Source organism: Cryobacterium ruanii, from assembly GCF_004404055.1.
Taxonomy (GTDB): domain Bacteria; phylum Actinomycetota; class Actinomycetes; order Actinomycetales; family Microbacteriaceae; genus Cryobacterium; species Cryobacterium ruanii.
The window spans coordinates 66,015-82,330 of the sequence record NZ_SOHK01000009.1; the positions used below are offsets into that span (position 1 = coordinate 66,015).

Consider the following 16,316-nt stretch of genomic DNA (forward strand, 5'->3'; position numbering starts at 1 on the left):
GCGCGCTAGGCAGCCGGCGGGAACAGGGCCTCGGCGAGCAGCGGGCCGAGCTGGGCGCTCGCCTCGCGCACGAAGTGCTGGCCATCGAAGAATACCGGGGTGTTGTCAATGACGGCCGGACAGTTGTTGTCAACGCACAGCCACGGCACGACGTTCACGTACTGGGCGAAGTCGCCGGCCGAAGTAACCGCGGACTGCTCCGCCGCGACGACCTTCTGGTAGAGGTTCGACGGGCTGTAGGTACAGTCCGCCGGGCCGCTCGTGAGGGTCTTGCACTCCGCAAACGGCGTGCTGGCCGGCGGCGGTGAGAGCACCGCGACCTGGTCCGTCGACCCCTGCAACGCGGTGATCGTGTCGGCCGTCGCGGTCTGCCACTCGGTGAGGGCGTCGGCTCCCTCATTGCCGCTCGCGAGGCGCACGATGGAGCCGGCGAGGCTCGACATGATCACGAGGTCGGGTGACAGCCGGGCAACCTCGGCATAGACCCAGGCGTGGTGGTCGTCACAGGTGGCGGCGGACGCGTCAGAGGCGTTCTTGGGGGCGACCGAGATGTTGACGGCCGGGCAGGAGAACATGGTGAGTGACTGCACGTTGTAACCGAGCGGTTCCAGGGCCGCGCGAATGGCGGGCATGTAGCTGATGGCCATCGAATCGCCGAGGAGCACCGCGGTTTTCGCCGCCGCGGGGTCGCCGTAGCGGCAGCCGGCAGCGTTCTTCGCGCTGACCGAGAGGCAGTTGTCGTCGACCCATTCCTGGGCGCCGGAGTTGTCGCCGAGCGCGTCGAACGCCGGAGAGGTCTCGGGCCACGCGGTCAAGGCCAGAGCCGCAGTGATCGCGGCCTGCCGGGTGGCCAGCAGGGTGGGGGGTTCGGCGGGTGCCTGCACATCGAGGTCTGCGCCCGGATTAGCGCCCGCGCCGATCGCAGCGGCGTCCGCCGACGGACCCGACGACGTGCCACCCTTCAGCGCTACGAAGGAGACCGAGACGATAACCAGGGTGACGACGACGAGGGCGCCGATCCACCCCTGGGCCGCGCTTATGCCGGAGCGGTGCTGGGTGGTGGTGCGGCGCATCCGCTCTCGCTGGCGGGTCTGGGGGGTTTCGAGCCAGAGCGAGTGCCTGATCGGGTCTTCGACGAAGTGAAAGGAGAACACCGAGAGGGCCAGCATGAGCAGGACGGCCAGCGGCAGGTAGAACGGAGAGTCAGTGGCGAAGACGGTGGCGAGCAGAATGACGACCGGGAAGTGCCAGAGATAGAGGGAGTAGGAGATTTTGCCGATGTAGCGGCTGACGCGGTTGGTCAGCGGGAACAGCAGCCGCTGCTCGGGCTGGCCGATGCCGGCGGCGATGACGAGGGCGCTTCCCGCAACGGGCAGCAGGCCCCACGGCGCGGGGAACGGCGAGTCGCGGCCAATCAGCACGAGGCTCAAGGCGATGAGGGCGAGGCCCAGCCAGGCGAGCACGGGGCGCACGGCGGCGGGCAGTTTGGCGATGCCGGGAGCTGCGGCGGCAAGGAGGGCGCCGATGCCGAGTTCCCAGGCGCGGGCGCCGGTGGAAAAGTAGGCGATGGCGGGGCTCGTCGCGGTCTCAATGAAGCTCCAGGCCAGGAACGCCAGGGTAATGATACCGGTCGTGATGGCGACCGTGGTGATAAGGGCGCGGGCACTGAGCGTGCGGCGGCCGGCGAGGGCGAAGATAATAATGAGCACAAACGGCCAGACGAAGTAGAACTGCTCCTCGACCGCGAGCGACCAGTAGTGCTGCAGCGGGGAGACGGCATTGGTGGCCTGCAGGTAGTCGGTGCCGACGGCAGCGAAGTGCCAGTTGGCCACGAACAGGGCTGAGTAGATGCCGTCCCACAGGGTACTGAGGGCGCGGGCGCCGGGCAGCAGCAGGTAGCCGATGATTACAGTGACAACGAGCACGAGCAGCGAGACCGGCAGGATGCGCCGGATGCGCCGGCGGTAGAAGTCCACGAGGGAGATGCGGCCGGTGCGGGCATGCTCTTTGAGCAGCAGGCTGGTGATGAGAAAGCCGGAGATAACAAAGAAGATGTCGACGCCGATGAATCCGCCCGACGGCCAGCCGAGCAGGTGGTCGAGAATGACGACGATCACGGCGACCGCACGCAGGCCCTCGATGTCGCCGCGGAAGATGCGGGTGGCGGACTTGCCCCCGGTCGCTCCGGCGGGGCCGGGGGCACGCTCGTGGCGGTCCAGGACGGACTGAACGGACATGTCTAGCCTCCGATTCGGGTTTCGGAACTGATACCTGTTCGGCCCGACGTTCGGGCGCGTCCTGCGATTATGACTTAATCTCAGCTATTCGAGCAAACCCGGCCCGATTGTTTACCTGACCGTCACAACCTCCCGGTGCGGGCCGGCTTCTGCGCGGTGAGCACGATTTTTTAGCGAGCTGATGTCGGCTGCCCGCGGGGGCGCTCTCAGGAACCGCCGGTGTTCACTGTTTAGGGTGAAGGACCGACCAGTCCTGGAGGACCCCTATGAAGTGCCCAACCGACTCCGCCACCCTCGTGATGAGTGAACGCAGCGGCGTAGAAATCGACTACTGCCCGGAATGCCGTGGCGTGTGGCTTGACCGCGGCGAGCTCGACAAGATCATCGATCGCGCGGAGAAGGAGTTCACCGCCGCAGCCCCCGCTGCGGCACCGGCTCCGGTCGCTCCCCCGTTCGATCCGCGCACGCGCGCTCCGCAGTACGGCGAGCGCAACGATCGCGATCGGGACCGGGATCGAGACCGGGACCGCGATCGGGACGGCTACCGCCCAAAAAAAAAGGAAAGCTGGATCGGCGACCTCTTCGGCTAGGGTGCGCGGTGGCTGGCGGAGCAGCATCCGTCCGCCGCCACGCCCAGGGCGAAGAAAGCCATGGCCGGCAGGGCGTTCTGCACCGTCGGCGATCTCCGAGGCCATATCGGGCAGCAACACCACGGAGCGCAGGAGCATGGCGCTGCTGATGAATTGGGCCACGAAGGTGGGGGTGCCACGTTCCGGACCCGGGCCCTGTCCGCAGTATAGAAGCGGGATCGAGTGGGCGACGAGTTCGGGTGCTAGGGGCGGCCCAAGCCGAGGTAGGTCCAACCGGCAGCACGCCAGACCTCGGGATCGAGCGCATTGCGGCCATCGATCACGGTCTTCGTCTTGACGAGCGACCCCGCCCAGACCGGGTCGAGGTGTCGAAACTCCGGCCACTCGGTGACGAGCACGACGGCATCCGCTTCCCGCAGAGTGTCTTCAAGCGACAATGAGTACTCCAGCTGCGGATGCCGCGCCCGCGAGTTGTCGATGGCCTGCGGGTCGGTCGCCACGACTTCGGCGCCGAGACCTCGCAACTGCACGGCCACGTCGAGCGCCGGCGAGTCGCGCACGTCGTCGGAGTGCGGCTTGAAGCTCAGGCCGAGCACCGCGACCTTGGCGTTGTAAACGGAGGTTCCGAGCGCCCCGACCGTGAGGTCAACCACGCGCTGGCGGCGACGCAGGTTGATCTTGTCGATCTCCTTGAGAAAAGCCACGGACTCACCGCGTCCCAACTCTTCGGCGCGCGCGGTGAAGGCACGAATGTCCTTCGGCAGGCATCCGCCCCCGAAACCAACGCCGGCCCCCAGGAAACGGCGGCCGATGCGGCCGTCGTAGCCGATGGCATCCGCCAGCTGCGTGACGTCGGCGCCGGTGACCTCGGCGATCTCCGCCATGGCGTTGATGAAGCTGATTTTGGTCGCGAGAAAAGCGTTCGCGGCGACCTTGACGAGCTCGGCGGTCGCGTAGTCGGTGACGACCAGGGGGGTATCGGCGGCGAGCGCCGTGGCGTAGATCTCGTTGAGCAGCTCGGTGGCGTGCTCGCCGTTAACACCCGGGGCGACCCCGTAGACGAGGCGGTCGGGACTGATGGTGTCCTGCACAGCGAATCCCTCGCGCAGGAACTCCGGGTTCCAGGCCAGCGAAGCGCCGCTGCCAGCTTCGATGAGCTCGGCGAGGCGCGCGGCGGTTCCCACCGGCACCGTGCTCTTGCCCACGACGAGGTCACCGTCGGCCAGATGCGGAATGAGCGATTCGATCGAGGCATCGACGTAGCGCAGGTCGGCGCTGTAACTGCCGGGTTTCTGCGGCGTACCGACGGCGATGAAGTGCACCTGCGAGCCGGCTGCATCCGCTATGTCGGTGCTGAAACGCAAGCGACCACTGCTCATTGCCGAGGTCAGAACCTCGGGAAGTCCGGGTTCGAAGAAGGGGGGCTTGCCGCCGGCCAGCTGGGCGATCTTGGCAGCGTCGACGTCGATCCCGACGACGTCGTGCCCCAGTTCGGCCATCGCCGATGCGTGCACGGCACCCAGGTAGCCGCATCCAATGACAGAAATTCTCATTTATTCCTCTCGGTCATCCCAGAGCCTACTGGGCGCGGCACGTCACCCCAATTCGAGCGGGTCAACGAGCGGATGCCCCGACTCGCGCGCCTAGGCCGTGCGCGCCAGCAGGTACGCGTTCAGGTCGTCGGTCAGCGCCTGATCGGCCGGAAACGGGTCGCCGTCGAGGGCGACCACGGAGACGGCGAGGCGCACGCTCGAGACGAGCCAGGCCGCATCCGCACGACGAAGCTCGTCGAGGGCGACGTCGCGGTACTCAACGGAAAACCCCCGCGCGCGCAGGTAGTCGAACATGCTCTGCTGCGTGGTACCGTGCAAAATGGCGCCGCTCGGCGCGGGCGTCACGTACCCGCCGTCGATGCGCAGCACAACGCTCGAGGTGGGGCCTTCCATGACAAAATCGTCGGTCGTGAGAAAGATGGTGTCGTCGGCGCCGCGGCGGTGGGCCTCGCGAATCGCCGCCATGTTAACGGCATAGCTGAGCGTTTTCGCGCCCATCAGCAGCCAGGGCGCCCGTTCGGCGACTCCGCGCGGGTAGCCGCGGTCGAGGGTCACCACGCGCACGCCCTTCGTGCGCACCGCGGTGAAGTCCGCCGCCGCGGACGCGTGCAGCCAGGCGGTCGGCGCCGGGCCGTGCTCGACGCCGCGGCTGAGCACGAACTTGAGGGCGATCTCGCCCCGCTGCGGAATGCGCGACACGGCGTAGGCGATCGCGGCCCGCCACTGCTCGGCGTTGGGCACCGGTAACTCGCAGATGAGCGCGGAATTGCGCAGCCGACTGATGTGCGGCTCGATCTCCTGCGGGTGCCCGTTGACGACGGCGAGGGTCTCGAAGATTCCGTCACCGCGCTGGGTGCTCAGCTCGCCCACGCGCAGGGCGGGGGCCGACGAATCCATCTCGTGGAACGTGCCGTTGAAGTCCTGCTGCTGCGAGTCGGCGGGCACGGGGTCGATCAGCAATGTGAAGGGCAGTCTCATGCCCTGAGCCTACTTCGCGCATCCCCTCACCGTTGCGAGCGGATGATTCCTCCCCGACCGAGCGCCGCATTGCGGCACCCGCAACGGGTACCGCAGTCAGCTCTGGAAGGCGACGATCGGGCTGCTCGTGGGCTGGTCGGAGCCGCCGTTGGGTTCAACAGTCACGCCAACCTGGTCACCGGCGTGCATCGTGCCGTCGAGCACGCGCCAGGCGGTGCCGTCGCCGCTCGAGTCGAAGGTTCCGGCCGAAACCGCGCCCGCGGCGTTGATGTACCACAACTGGTAGTCCTGGTCACCGCCCAGCACGGGCAGGTTGTCCACCAGAACCGCGGATATTGCGAGTTTGTTGGACCAGACCAGGGTGGCTTCCTGACCGTCTGCGGTGGTCGTCGCGGCGCGCTGGGAATCATCGGCTGCGTTGATCTGCGCGAGCGCGGAGGCCTGTTGCGCCTCGAAAGGGTCAGCGTTGAGCGCCTGGCCGAGAAAGGTGCCGCCCACGAAGAGGGCAGCCGCGGCCGCGGCGGCCAGCATGAACTGTACCGGCCGCTTGAACCAGCGCACCTGGGCCCGCTCGGTCGCCGACGAACGCTCCGCGCCGGATGGCTCAGCAGCATGAATGCCCATGGCCGGCCGATTCGCGCCGGTGCCAAACGGTGCGGTGTCCACTGATGCGATGTCAGCTGCGGCGGCGACGGACGCCGGCATGTTGGTCGACCGGTTGACCGGCGTCGTGCCCGCGGTGGAACCGCCGGTCGCCGTCGGCGCAGTTGTAATAGCGACCGGGGGAACGGCCGGGGCCGCGCCGGGAGCATCCGTTGTGCCAACGGCACGCGGAGCAGGCACCGGCGGAAGCTGCGGGGTCGACGCGAGCAGCGCCATGAGGTTGACCTTGAGCGAAGCCGAAGGCTGCACCGGCGCCACGGCGAGGCCGAGTGCCACCGCCGTGTCGTTCAACTCGGCGGCTTCGATGCGAGCCCGCTCGGATTCGATGAGGTGCGCTTCGAACGCGGCCGTGTCCTGGGCGTCAAGGGCGTGCAGGGCGTAGGCACCGGCGAGGTCGGACGGGTGGGCATCGTTGCGATCGGTCATGATGCCACGCCCAATTCGTCGCGCAACCGGATAAGTCCGTCGCGAAGTCGGGTTTTCACCGTGCCGAGGGGAATGTGGAGCATCTCGGCGACCTCGCTGTGACTGAACCCGCCGTAATACGCGAGGCTCACAGCCTGACGCTGCAGCTGAGTCAATCGAGTCATCGCCTTCTCCACCCTTTCATGTTCGATTCGTACTTCAACGGTTTCGACCACGTGATCGTAGGCAACGGCCAGGTCACGAATTCCGATTTTGGCATCACGGTCACGTCCGGCCTGAGACGACCGAATTCGGTCGACCGCTCGCCGGTGTGCCATGGTGAGGATCCAGGTGCTCGCACCACCACGCGTTGGTTCGTAGCGCGACGCCGACTGCCAGACCTCCAGAAAAATCTCCTGGGTCACTTCTTCCGACTGGGCGTGATCTACGAGCAAACGCTTGACCAGGCCAAGCACCCGCGGGGCGATCTGGTCATACAGTTCTCCGAAGGCCGATTGGTCGCCGTGGGCTACTCGACCGAGCAGCTCCTCCTTGGTGGCAGGGGCTGCCGGTGAGATATCTCCGGCGGAATCAACAGTCATGAGATCTAGCATGTCAGGTCTCGTCCCGTTCCATGACTAGGGTTCGGTGCGAAGTCGGTAACGGATTGGTTGCTCGGCCAAATTTTCCGCCCGAACGCATGCCCGCGCCCGGGTCGTCACGCCCGCCCCACGAATACAGAAGGCCGGGCCGCAGAGCACCTCTCGGCGCGAGGCCGCTCGAAGCGGCGAATAATGGAACCCGGGATTACTGCGGCCCGACCAGCTTCCAGTGTATTCGAGCGAGGCCATCGGCGTCGAATGTTCGCCGTCGGCGCACAACCTGGGTTTTGCCTGGCCTGACGCTCCTGGGCACACCCGATGAACGCGGGCCTAGTTCATGAACTAGGCCCCGGTTCCGGGCCCGGCTCGCACACCAGGAGCGGCCTAACCCGGAGAATGTGTACGCGCAAGCTATTCCAGGGAATCGCGGCGCCAGAGACGCGCGCAGGCCGCAAACTCAGCGGCGGTCGTCGAGAACCGCAGCGCCCGCGTCGTCAACTCAGACGAGCGGTGCGGCTCGGTCAGCTCAAGGTCGTCGGCGATGCTCGCCGCCCCGACCGCGGTGACGCGGCAGTACGCCGCGCCGCGATCTAGCGCGACGGCGAAGTCGCCCGTGAACAGCCCGCGCAGAATCTCGTCGGCCAGAACGATGATCTCGGCCGGCCCGGTCGGCACCGCGGCGCCCGCGACGAGCGGGTCGATCGTAGCGGCAGCATCCGTTCCCCGCTGATAGAGGTAGGCACAGCCCTCTGGGTCCTGCCGAATCAGCATGCGAATGAGGTAGATACGCCAGAGCGCGCCGGGCAGGCTGCGCGGAGTGGCCCTCGACCACAGCTCGGCGACAGCGTCGATGCCGTTCTCGTCGGTGTAGGCCACGAGGCGCTCGACCGTGTCGGGATCGGGGTCACTGCGCACCCGGTTGAGCAGGGCCTGCGCCGTTTCGTGCGCGACCCGGCTGATGTAGGCCGGATCGTCGCCGCCCTGGAACGCCTCGAACTTGTTCGCGGAGAACAGGGTGGGCTTGTGGAAGTTATCGGCCATGGCGGGTTCTCCTTCGAGTTCAGACGGCGGGTTTCTTGTTGCCCTCCACGCTACCCAGAAAAGCTGGGCGTGAATCCACGGTAGATTAGAACCCGCGGGCCTCTAGCTCAGTTGGTAGAGCAAAGGACTTTTAATCCTTGGGTCGTCGGTTCGAGCCCGACGGGGCCCACAATATCCGCATACGTGGCGCGGCGGATGCGCATCGAATTCACTGGATTCGGTGCGCATTTCGCGTTACGAAGGCGGAACGTGCCGAGATTGCAGGTCAAGGTTCACTCCTGCGCCCCCCAGCGCCCGCGTGGCGAAGTCGGCGGCTTCAAGCAGGGCCGTCGCGACATCCGGTCCGAGCCTCTGCTGCAGCGTTTGCTCCCAGGCGACGACAATCTGACGAATGCGAGCGAGTTTGTCCCGGCCCCGGTCGGACACGTGCACTGTGATGCGTCTGCGGTCGGTAGCGGTTGGCAATCGAAAGGCACAGGCCGTGTCTTCCAGCGCGTCCACCGTTCGACTCAGACTCGCGTTCGCCATACCCGACGCCTCGGCCAACTCCCCCATCGTCGGCGAGTCCAGCCTCTCCAAAGTCTCTAAAATTCGCCACTGATCGGGCGTTGTACCTTCTTCCGAAAGCGCGTTCGTCAACCCGAGCGCTAAGCGCCGTTCGAGGTCCGACAGCGTCCAGACCAGCTCAGCCAGCGGGGCCGCAAATCCTGATCCAGGGCAATCACCGTGCGCGTCCTCCGCCATTCCACTCCTCAGCAGGTACATGTGATGGAGCTGGATATTTTCAGGCGTGATAATGGTCCAATGACGCCACCGGTCAGCATATTACTCCCGAGCGAAGTTCTCCTGAGCGGCCCCTCGCCCCACGCACTGCGACTGGGATTGCTCGCACCGCTTTCGGGTTTACTCGGTGTGGCTGGCCCGGCAATCATCAATTGCGCGATTCTGGCCGGGGAAGAAATCTCTCTAGCCACCGAGACGGTCTTGGAACTCGTCCTGGTCGATGCCGGCGGACTGCCCGAGACCGTCGCACGCGAGGTCGACCTCCTGGTCGGAGCCGGGCTGGTTGATGGTCTGGTGGGAACCCACACGTCCAATGTTCGAGTGGCCGTGGAGGCACGGGTGGCCGACCGGGTGCCCTACGTTTTCACTCCGCCGCACGAGTTCAGTCGCGCCCGCGCCGGGAGCGTCTTTCTCGGCAGCGACCCGAAAGACCATCTGCGCGAGCCGATCGCATGGTTGGCTCGGAATAGGCGGATACAGCGCTGGGCGCTCATTGGCAGTGACTATGTCTGGCCGCGTCAAGTTCATCGAGCGGCGACCACGGTGCTGCGGGAGCTCGGGCAGCGCATCGTGTTGGATCGACTCGTGCCAATGGGTCACGTCGATGCGGCCGAACTCGTGGCGGCAACCAGACGGGCTGGCGCGGACGCGATCCTGGTCTCGTTGGTTGGCCGCGATGGCATCGACTTTCACCGCGGAGTGACCGAGTTGGATGCCGGCCAGCTATTCGTGAGGCTGTGCACCGCCCTCGACGAAAATTGTCTGGTCGCCGTTGGCGGCGATTCAAGCGGCGAACTCTATTCGGCCATGCCCACCTTCCTGCAGCAGGGTGATGATCGACACCTTCGGCTGCTGGAATCCTACGTCGCACGCTTCGGTCTGACGGCACCTCTTCCCGGTTCCTATGCCGAGGGATGCTATGACGGCGTGCATCTGCTGGCCGCCCTGTGCATCAGTGGTTTGCTCGCAAGCAACTCAGCTGCCAACGCGGCGGAACAGTTATTTGCCGCAAGCGCGGGCGTTCCTTTGGATGGTCCCGAGCTTGGTGGATTCGACCTCACCCGCAGGCCGATGCGCTTGGCGCGTGCCAATGACACCGATCTGGAGATTGTCGGCATGCCCAGCGGGGTGTAGCCTGATAAAAATTTCCACTTGGAAACAATGACGTCTGTCGACGACGATTGGACCACGCATGAGCACCACGACCAATTCTGGTGGCTTGGCCACTTCCGGTATTGAACAATTTGGCTACAAGCAGGAGCTGAAAAGAACGCTGACTTTCAGCGACCTCATCATCTACGGCCTGATCTTCATGGTGCCCATCGCCCCATTCGCCATCTTCGGCGGCGTCTTCCACGATTCGGGCGGGATGCCGCCGGTCGCGTACATCATCGCATTGGTCGCCATGATGTTCTCGGCCAATTCGTACTCGCAAATGGCCCAGGCTTTTCCGATGGCCGGGTCGGTCTACACCTACGCCGGTCGCGGGATCAACCGCCCCGTCGGCTTCATCGCCGGTTGGATGATTCTGCTTGACTACATTCTCATCCCGACCCTGCTGTACTTCGTCGCCGCCATCGCGATGAACGGAATCATCAGCCAAATTCCCATCTGGCTGTGGCTGATTCTCTTCGTCGCACTCAACACGGTGATCAACTACCTGGGCATCCACCTTGCCGCCGTGGTGATACGTGTCATGTTGGTGCTCGAACTCCTGGTATTGGCCATTTTTCTGATCGTCGGCATCGTCGCCGTCTCGCAGGGCAAGGGCCAGGGATTCAGCTTCGATGCTTTCTACAATTCTGAAACGTTCTCACTCCCGCTGCTGTTTGGCGCCGCGTCCATTGCCGTGTTGTCTTTTCTAGGCTTCGATGGAATCTCGACCCTGGCCGAAGAAAACAGCGGCAGCAGCAAATCACTCGGTCGATCCATGATCGCCGCGCTCTGCCTGCTGGGTGTTTTGTTCGTCGCCCAGACCTGGGTCGCTTCGATGCTGGTGGAAGACCCTGCAGCCCTCATCGCCAATGGCGACCCCACGGGAGTGGCTTTCTATGAAGCGGCCGCAGTCGCCGGTGGACCGTTCATGTATATTCTGACCGCAGCATCGACCGCCATCGCCTGGGGTTTCGCCAATGCACTCGTCGCGCAGGCATCGACTTCTCGCCTGCTCTACGCGATGGCGCGCGACCGCCAGCTGCCTAAATTCCTCGCCAAAGTGAGCGAGAAGCACAGCGTGCCGGTCAACGCGACATTCTTGGTCGCGGCCATCTCCCTCATCCTGGGACTGTTTCTGACTGTTCTGCCGGATGGACTCGGCGCTATCGCGGCCCTGGTCAACTTTGGCGCGCTGACGGCCTTCCTGCTGTTGAATGTATCGGTCGTGTGGTGGTTCGTCGTGAAGCAGAAGTCCCAGCGGTGGTTCGTGCACCTGATTTTCCCGGTCCTGGGGTTCGTGGTTCTCGCCTTCGTGCTCTACAACGCCCGAGTATCCGCCCAGATTCTCGGCGTGGCGTGGCTGATCATAGGAATTGTGGTCGCGGTCGTACTCTACAAAACGGGTCGAATGACCAATCCCGTCCCCGTCGATTCTGCACAGAGCCAGACGAGGTAGCGATATGGCCGTGCACAAACTCACGCCGCTCCCCGAAGAGTATTCCTATGTTTTCGGGGGGCGTGCGCCCATGCTGAGCGTTCACCCCGGCGATATCGTGGAGGTCAGCACGGAGGACTGCTTTGGCGGACGGGTGGAGACCCCCGCGGATATTCCTAGTCAGATTGTGCCGTTCAACGAACTGAATCCGGTCTCCGGGCCGATCGAGGTGATCGGCGCGGAACCCGGTGACCTGCTGGCCGTACATTTCGTTTCGATCATCCCGGCGCGCCGGTATGCCATCTCGAGCACTTTCCCGCTCTTCGGCGCTCTCTCAGCGACGCACGAAACGGCGATGCTGCACGAGCCACTTGAGGAGCGGGTGTGGTTCTATGATCTCGATCTGGATGCCTGGACGGCCACTTTTCGCGCCAAGAACTCGGACTACTCGCTCGCGCTCCCGCTTGATCCGATGCACGGAACGGTGGGTGTTGCTCCTGCGGGTGGTGAGGTCAGGTTAGTGGTGACGCCCTCCACCCACGGTGGCAATATGGATACCCCCGAAGCGCGAGCCGGAACAACTCTCTATCTTTCGGTCAATGTCGCCGGGGCGATGCTTTCTCTCGGAGATGGTCACGCGCGCCAGGGCGAGGGCGAGGTGTGTGGAACCGGACTCGAGTCGGCCATGAACTCGGTAGTCGCCCTCGACCTGATCAAGGGCGGCGCTTCGGCGTGGCCCCGACTCGAGAACGATGAGTTCATCATGAGTACCGGGTCAGCTCGCCCCTTGGAAGACGCCTTCCGGATCAGCCAGAAAGATCTGGTGACCTGGGCATCCGATCTCACCGGTCTCGACACCCTCGATGCATATCAACTGGTCAGCCAGATGGGACTTGCTCCGGCCGCCAACGTGTGCGATCCCAACTATACGATGTTGGCAAAACTGCCCAAGTGGGCGTTGAAGGACGCGCAGGCCTACGGCGGAGTTCACGGTCGATTGCGCACTGCGGCCGTGGAATATCTGGCAGCACGATAGCGCCGTCGCCGTCCCGCAGATTCGAATGCCTGTGCCTGTGGGGCGGTGACGGCCCCTGCCAGTCGTCGGCCGAAAGGCCGAATTCACCCTAACTGGCGACTGTAGGCAGCGGGCCGGGATCTAAAGCGCGTAGCGGTGACGAATGTGGTGACGATCGGGGCTCGCTTGCCAGAATTCAACCTCGGTGGCCTTCAGCGCATACAGCTGCCAGTCAGGGTTGGTCCGACCGTCGGCCCCGGGGCGTTCCTCCCAGTCGCGTGCGGATGCCTCGGCCGACGATGTGGCGACGGCACCCACTACGCGCACCTGCCTCCCGAGGGTCGCCCAGTAGAAGTTCATGGCCGCCAGCGGATTGGCGGTGAGTTCGCGGCCCTTGCGCGAGCCGCGCGTACTCGCGAACTCCCAGACGCCAAAACTGCCCGTGCCCGCAGCTGCTGGCGAGACCAACGCCCCCTCGGGAGCAGGGCTTTGCTCAACATTCTTCAGGATGAGCATTCGCGACGAAACCTGACCGGATTCAGTGGCCGTCGCAAGGCTGAAGGCGTGCGGTTGAGGTACGCCGGCGGTGAGCGCATGATCGAGCCACTCGAGAAAGAGGTCGACCGGATCGGCCGAAGCCTTGGCCGGATCGAACCGGGGCAGGTCGGCGGGAAAATCGGGCAGGGCACGCAGGCGCCGACGCAGGGAATCAGTCACGCCGCGAGCATACCCGCCTAACTGTCGCGCCGTTGCTTGAAAAGCACGTCGGTGCCGAAATCCCGCGACGCCACGGGGTAGCTACCCCGCCTCACGCGGAAGCCGCAGCTCCCGCTGCACCAGCAGCGCGAGTTCCCGCAACAGTACCTGGTCGACCTCTGCGAGGGCCCGGGGTTTCGGATCGAACACGCACAGCGCACCGATGCGCTCCCCCGACGGTGATTCGATGGGAAAACCGGCGTAGAAGCGGATGGGCGGGTCACCCTGCACGAGCGGGTTATCGCTGAACCGGGCGTCGCCGCGGGCATCCTCGATGATGAGCGGGCCGTCGTCGTCGATCGTGGCCGCGCAGAACGAGTCGGAGCGGGGCAATTCGGTCGACTCCACCCCGACGCGAGCTTTGTGCCATTGCCGGTCGCGATCAATGATGGTGATCAGCGCCGATTCGGTGTCGAACAGGCGCTGTGCGAGCAGCACCAATCGGTCGAACCGGGCCTCACGCGGGGTGTCGACGATGGCGAGGTCGTCGACGGCCGCCTGCCGGGTGCGTTCGCAACCGGCGACATCCGTTTGCACCGCGCTGTGGCCGGCGATTCCGAGGCGCGCCGAGTCGAGGCTGTCGGCCATGGCCCCGGCGAGGAGCATAGCCCAGCCGCGATAGTCGGCTGCGGTGCGATGCCGGTCGATCTCGACGGTCGCCGTCGGTGAAAAAGGCACAAACGTCGTACGCGGCGCCTGGGCGGCCAGTCGGGCGCTGACCGTGTTGAGGTCGGTCGCCGACCAATCGGCGATGAACACCAACGGGCGCCGGAAGATTTCGATGCTGCGAATGGGCGGAATGCCGAGCACAAAGATCTCGGTGCTGCGCGAGGTCTCGCGCTTCAAAACCGCGAGCAGGGCCGCCAACCGATCGTGCCACTCTGTGACACTGGTCAGGTCGAGGGCTTCGTTCACGCCGAGGATGACCACGACGGCATCAAAACGGCCGAGCCTCGTGCCGTTCAACGCCACCAGGGCGTTCGCGGCGGTCATCGTGCGACTCGCTACGAGATCGATGTCAGCGCCGCGACCGGTGCGCGCCGACAATTCGCGGGCGAGCGAGCCGGGCAGGGCCACCTGATGGCTGAGCACGCCCCAACCGACGGCCGGTCCGCAGCCGAGGATGAGCACGCGGTCACTGTCGATTCCGGCAGCGTGGGCCTGCGGGGCGTCGCTCGGGCGGGGCAGGTGGCGGTCTTGGCGCTCGGCCGATGCCGCCCACACGCGCATCAGCGGGCGAAGTGCCCACCGGGTCAGGTCGTGCATTGGAGCCTTTCGGGAATTGCAGAAAAAACCAGTTTGCCCCGAATGGGGTAAGCCCAGTTGCCACGCTCTCAATTCCCAGCAAATTTGCGGTTCACACCAGAGCGGCTATCGCGTGCGCGAGCGTGAAAATAGCCAGACCGGCGAGGGCGCCGACCACTGTTCCGTTGATGCGAATGAACTGCAAGTCGCGACCCACCTGCAGCTCGATCTTCGAGGCCGTCTCCGCGGCGGGCCAGCGCTCGACCGTCTCGGTGATGACCCCGGCGATCTCGTGACGATAGTTGGCGACGATGTAGCTGGCCGTGTCGGCAAGCCAGCGGTCGATGCGCGAGCCGAGCGCGGCATCCGTTGTGAGTCTCACGCCCACGTCGTGCAGGGTAGAGCGGATGCCGACCCGCAGCGCGCTCGTCGGGTCGCCGAGCGCCTGTGTGAGGGAGGCCTTGACCGCCTCCCAGGTGTCGCCGGCGAACTCGCGCAGTTTGGCGTTGTCGAGCACTTCGGCCTTGAGGTTCTCGACCCTGGCGATCATGGCGGGTTCGTACTGCAAATCGTGCATGACCTCATCGAGGTAGTCGTCGAGGGCTTTTCGCACCGGATGCTGCCGGTTTTGACGCGCAGACGCAACAAAGGCGAGCACCTCGCGGTAGGCCCTGTCGTCGACGAGTTTGTCGACGAAGCCGGGCATCCAGCTCGGCAGCCGCTGCGACACCACGCGGCCGAACGCTTCGGGGTGGTCGTGCAGCCAGCCGTCGGCGCGGTCGAGGAGCAGGTCGACGGCCGCGTGTTGCTGCCCGCTCGTGACGAGGCGCTGGCCCACCCGACCGAGGCTCGGACCCCATTCAGGCTTGACCAGGTGTTCGCGGGCGACGGATTCGATGAGGTTCTTGATGGCGTCGTCGCCGAGCAGGTTGAGCAGGCCCTGGCCGGCGACGGCGAGTTCGTCGGTGAGTCTTTCGACGTTGGCCTTGTCGGCGTTGGCTTCGTCGGCGTTGGCTTCGTCGGCGTTGGCTTCGTCGGCGTTGGCGGGCGCGGTGAGCCAGGCGCCGAGGCGGCGGGCGGGAGCGACCGACTCGAGCTTGCCGCGGATGACACCCTCGGACAGAAAGTTGGTCTCGACGAACTCGCCGAGGCTCGCACCGATCTCGTCCTTGCGGTTGGCGATGATATTGGTGTGCGGAATGCGGAGACCGAGCGGGTAGCGAAACAGGGCGGTCACGGCGAACCAGTCGGCGATAGCGCCGACCATACCGCCCTCGGCGGCGGCGCGCACGTACTCGAGCCAAGGGTAGCGCTCCTGCAGGGCGAACGACACGGTGAAGATGACGGCCATGAGGGCGAGCAGCCCGGCAGCGAGCCGCTTCATGCGTTTCAGTGCGGTGCGGCGTTCGGCGTCGTTCGCGGATTCGACGGGGGCGACCGCGTCAGTCGCTTGAAGGGGTGCCGTGGATGTGCGCTGCGCCATGGTTACAGCCTGCCCGATTGCGCGGCCGAGCGCTGCTCATTTGTTCATGTCCAGCGGGAGCCGCTAGGTTTGTGATACTCCCTGGGGTATACAGTTCATTCGGGCTGCGCTGATCGACGGAGGTGACATGAGCCGGACAGCGGTCGCGGCCGCATCCGGTTTGAAGCTCGTAGGTGACGGGCATTCGGTGCCGGTTCGTCGTCGTACCGCGGGGAGCACGAACCGGCCGCGGCTCATTCGGGCAGACCCCGGCAGAGCACTCTGCACGGCCGCGGAGGCACCCGAGATCAGCCTGATGCAGGCGTGGTTGGGTTGGCTACTTTGCGGCGAGCGGATGCGCGAACTGCCCATTTGAGATACCCTTGGGGGGTATCA

At 65.3% G+C, this 16,316-nt stretch carries 15 protein-coding genes and 1 tRNA gene; 6 read left to right on the plus strand and 10 right to left on the minus strand.

What is annotated here, in order from left to right:
• Nucleotides 1-5: 5 nt before the first annotated feature.
• Nucleotides 6-2,237 carry an acyltransferase family protein gene (locus E3T47_RS06220; RefSeq protein ID WP_134555285.1) on the minus strand — a complete coding sequence of 744 codons (2,232 nt, stop codon included), beginning with the start codon at nt 2,235-2,237 and terminating at the stop codon, nt 6-8.
• Between the two features lie 266 nt (nt 2,238-2,503).
• Here E3T47_RS06220 and E3T47_RS06225 point away from each other — a divergent pair, with 266 nt between their 5' ends.
• The gene (locus E3T47_RS06225) at nt 2,504-2,827 is read left to right on the plus strand and encodes a TFIIB-type zinc ribbon-containing protein (RefSeq protein ID WP_134555286.1); all 324 of its coding nucleotides are present in this window, start codon (nt 2,504-2,506) and stop codon (nt 2,825-2,827) included.
• Nucleotides 2,828-3,069: 242 nt separating this feature from the next.
• Here E3T47_RS06225 and E3T47_RS06230 read toward each other — a convergent pair whose 3' ends face one another.
• From E3T47_RS06230 to E3T47_RS06250, 5 genes are all read right to left on the minus strand, one after another.
• Complete coding sequence (locus tag E3T47_RS06230) at nt 3,070-4,380, minus strand: UDP-glucose dehydrogenase family protein (protein WP_134555287.1); 1,311 nt, start codon at nt 4,378-4,380, stop codon at nt 3,070-3,072.
• Between the two features lie 90 nt (nt 4,381-4,470).
• Nucleotides 4,471-5,358, minus strand: a complete 888-nt coding sequence (locus E3T47_RS06235; RefSeq protein ID WP_134555288.1) for an aminodeoxychorismate lyase — start codon at nt 5,356-5,358, stop codon at nt 4,471-4,473.
• 96 nt (nt 5,359-5,454) lie between these two features.
• Entirely contained in the window at nt 5,455-6,447 is a 993-nt protein-coding gene (locus E3T47_RS06240; protein WP_134555289.1) for an anti-sigma factor, read from the minus strand.
• A complete protein-coding gene (locus tag E3T47_RS06245) occupies nt 6,444-7,028 on the minus strand; it encodes a sigma-70 family RNA polymerase sigma factor (RefSeq protein WP_241982006.1) in 585 nt (194 codons plus the stop codon). The genes E3T47_RS06240 and E3T47_RS06245 overlap by 4 nt, the downstream gene beginning before the upstream one ends.
• A 411-nt stretch (nt 7,029-7,439) precedes the next feature.
• Complete coding sequence (locus tag E3T47_RS06250; RefSeq protein ID WP_134555291.1) at nt 7,440-8,069, minus strand: DNA-directed RNA polymerase subunit beta; 630 nt, start codon at nt 8,067-8,069, stop codon at nt 7,440-7,442.
• 96 nt (nt 8,070-8,165) lie between these two features.
• Here E3T47_RS06250 and E3T47_RS06255 point away from each other — a divergent pair.
• Nucleotides 8,166-8,238 (plus strand) — tRNA-Lys (locus tag E3T47_RS06255).
• Between the two features lie 65 nt (nt 8,239-8,303).
• Here the strand turns inward: E3T47_RS06255 and E3T47_RS06260 are convergent.
• Nucleotides 8,304-8,813, minus strand: a complete 510-nt coding sequence (locus E3T47_RS06260; protein WP_166805637.1) for a MarR family winged helix-turn-helix transcriptional regulator — start codon at nt 8,811-8,813, stop codon at nt 8,304-8,306.
• Nucleotides 8,814-8,873: 60 nt separating this feature from the next.
• On the opposite strand from E3T47_RS06260, the gene E3T47_RS06265 reads away from it, so the two are divergent.
• The 3 genes from E3T47_RS06265 to E3T47_RS06275 are packed head-to-tail and all read left to right on the plus strand — an operon-like array spanning nt 8,874 to nt 12,478.
• Nucleotides 8,874-9,986, plus strand: a complete 1,113-nt coding sequence (locus E3T47_RS06265) for an ABC transporter substrate-binding protein (RefSeq protein WP_166805638.1) — start codon at nt 8,874-8,876, stop codon at nt 9,984-9,986.
• A 58-nt stretch (nt 9,987-10,044) separates the two neighbouring features.
• On the plus strand, nt 10,045-11,463 hold the full coding sequence (locus tag E3T47_RS06270) for an APC family permease (RefSeq protein WP_134555294.1): 1,419 nt from the start codon (nt 10,045-10,047) through the stop codon (nt 11,461-11,463).
• Nucleotides 11,464-11,467: 4 nt separating this feature from the next.
• Nucleotides 11,468-12,478 (plus strand): acetamidase/formamidase family protein, encoded by a 1,011-nt coding sequence (locus E3T47_RS06275; RefSeq protein ID WP_134555295.1) that lies wholly within the window; start codon nt 11,468-11,470, stop codon nt 12,476-12,478.
• Between the two features lie 120 nt (nt 12,479-12,598).
• Here the strand turns inward: E3T47_RS06275 and E3T47_RS06280 are convergent, their stop codons facing one another.
• From E3T47_RS06280 to E3T47_RS06290, 3 genes are all read right to left on the minus strand, one after another.
• Nucleotides 12,599-13,174 (minus strand): pyridoxamine 5'-phosphate oxidase family protein, encoded by a 576-nt coding sequence (locus E3T47_RS06280; RefSeq protein ID WP_134555296.1) that lies wholly within the window; start codon nt 13,172-13,174, stop codon nt 12,599-12,601.
• An 81-nt stretch (nt 13,175-13,255) separates the two neighbouring features.
• Entirely contained in the window at nt 13,256-14,479 is a 1,224-nt protein-coding gene (locus tag E3T47_RS06285; protein ID WP_134555297.1) for a GAF domain-containing protein, read from the minus strand.
• A gap of 91 nt (nt 14,480-14,570) precedes the next feature.
• Complete coding sequence (locus E3T47_RS06290; RefSeq protein ID WP_134555298.1) at nt 14,571-15,941, minus strand: DUF445 domain-containing protein; 1,371 nt, start codon at nt 15,939-15,941, stop codon at nt 14,571-14,573.
• A 127-nt stretch (nt 15,942-16,068) separates the two neighbouring features.
• Here E3T47_RS06290 and E3T47_RS16165 point away from each other — a divergent pair, with 127 nt between their 5' ends.
• A complete protein-coding gene (locus E3T47_RS16165; protein ID WP_206751330.1) occupies nt 16,069-16,296 on the plus strand; it encodes a hypothetical protein in 228 nt (75 codons plus the stop codon).
• The last annotated feature ends 20 nt before the right edge of the window (nt 16,297-16,316 follow it).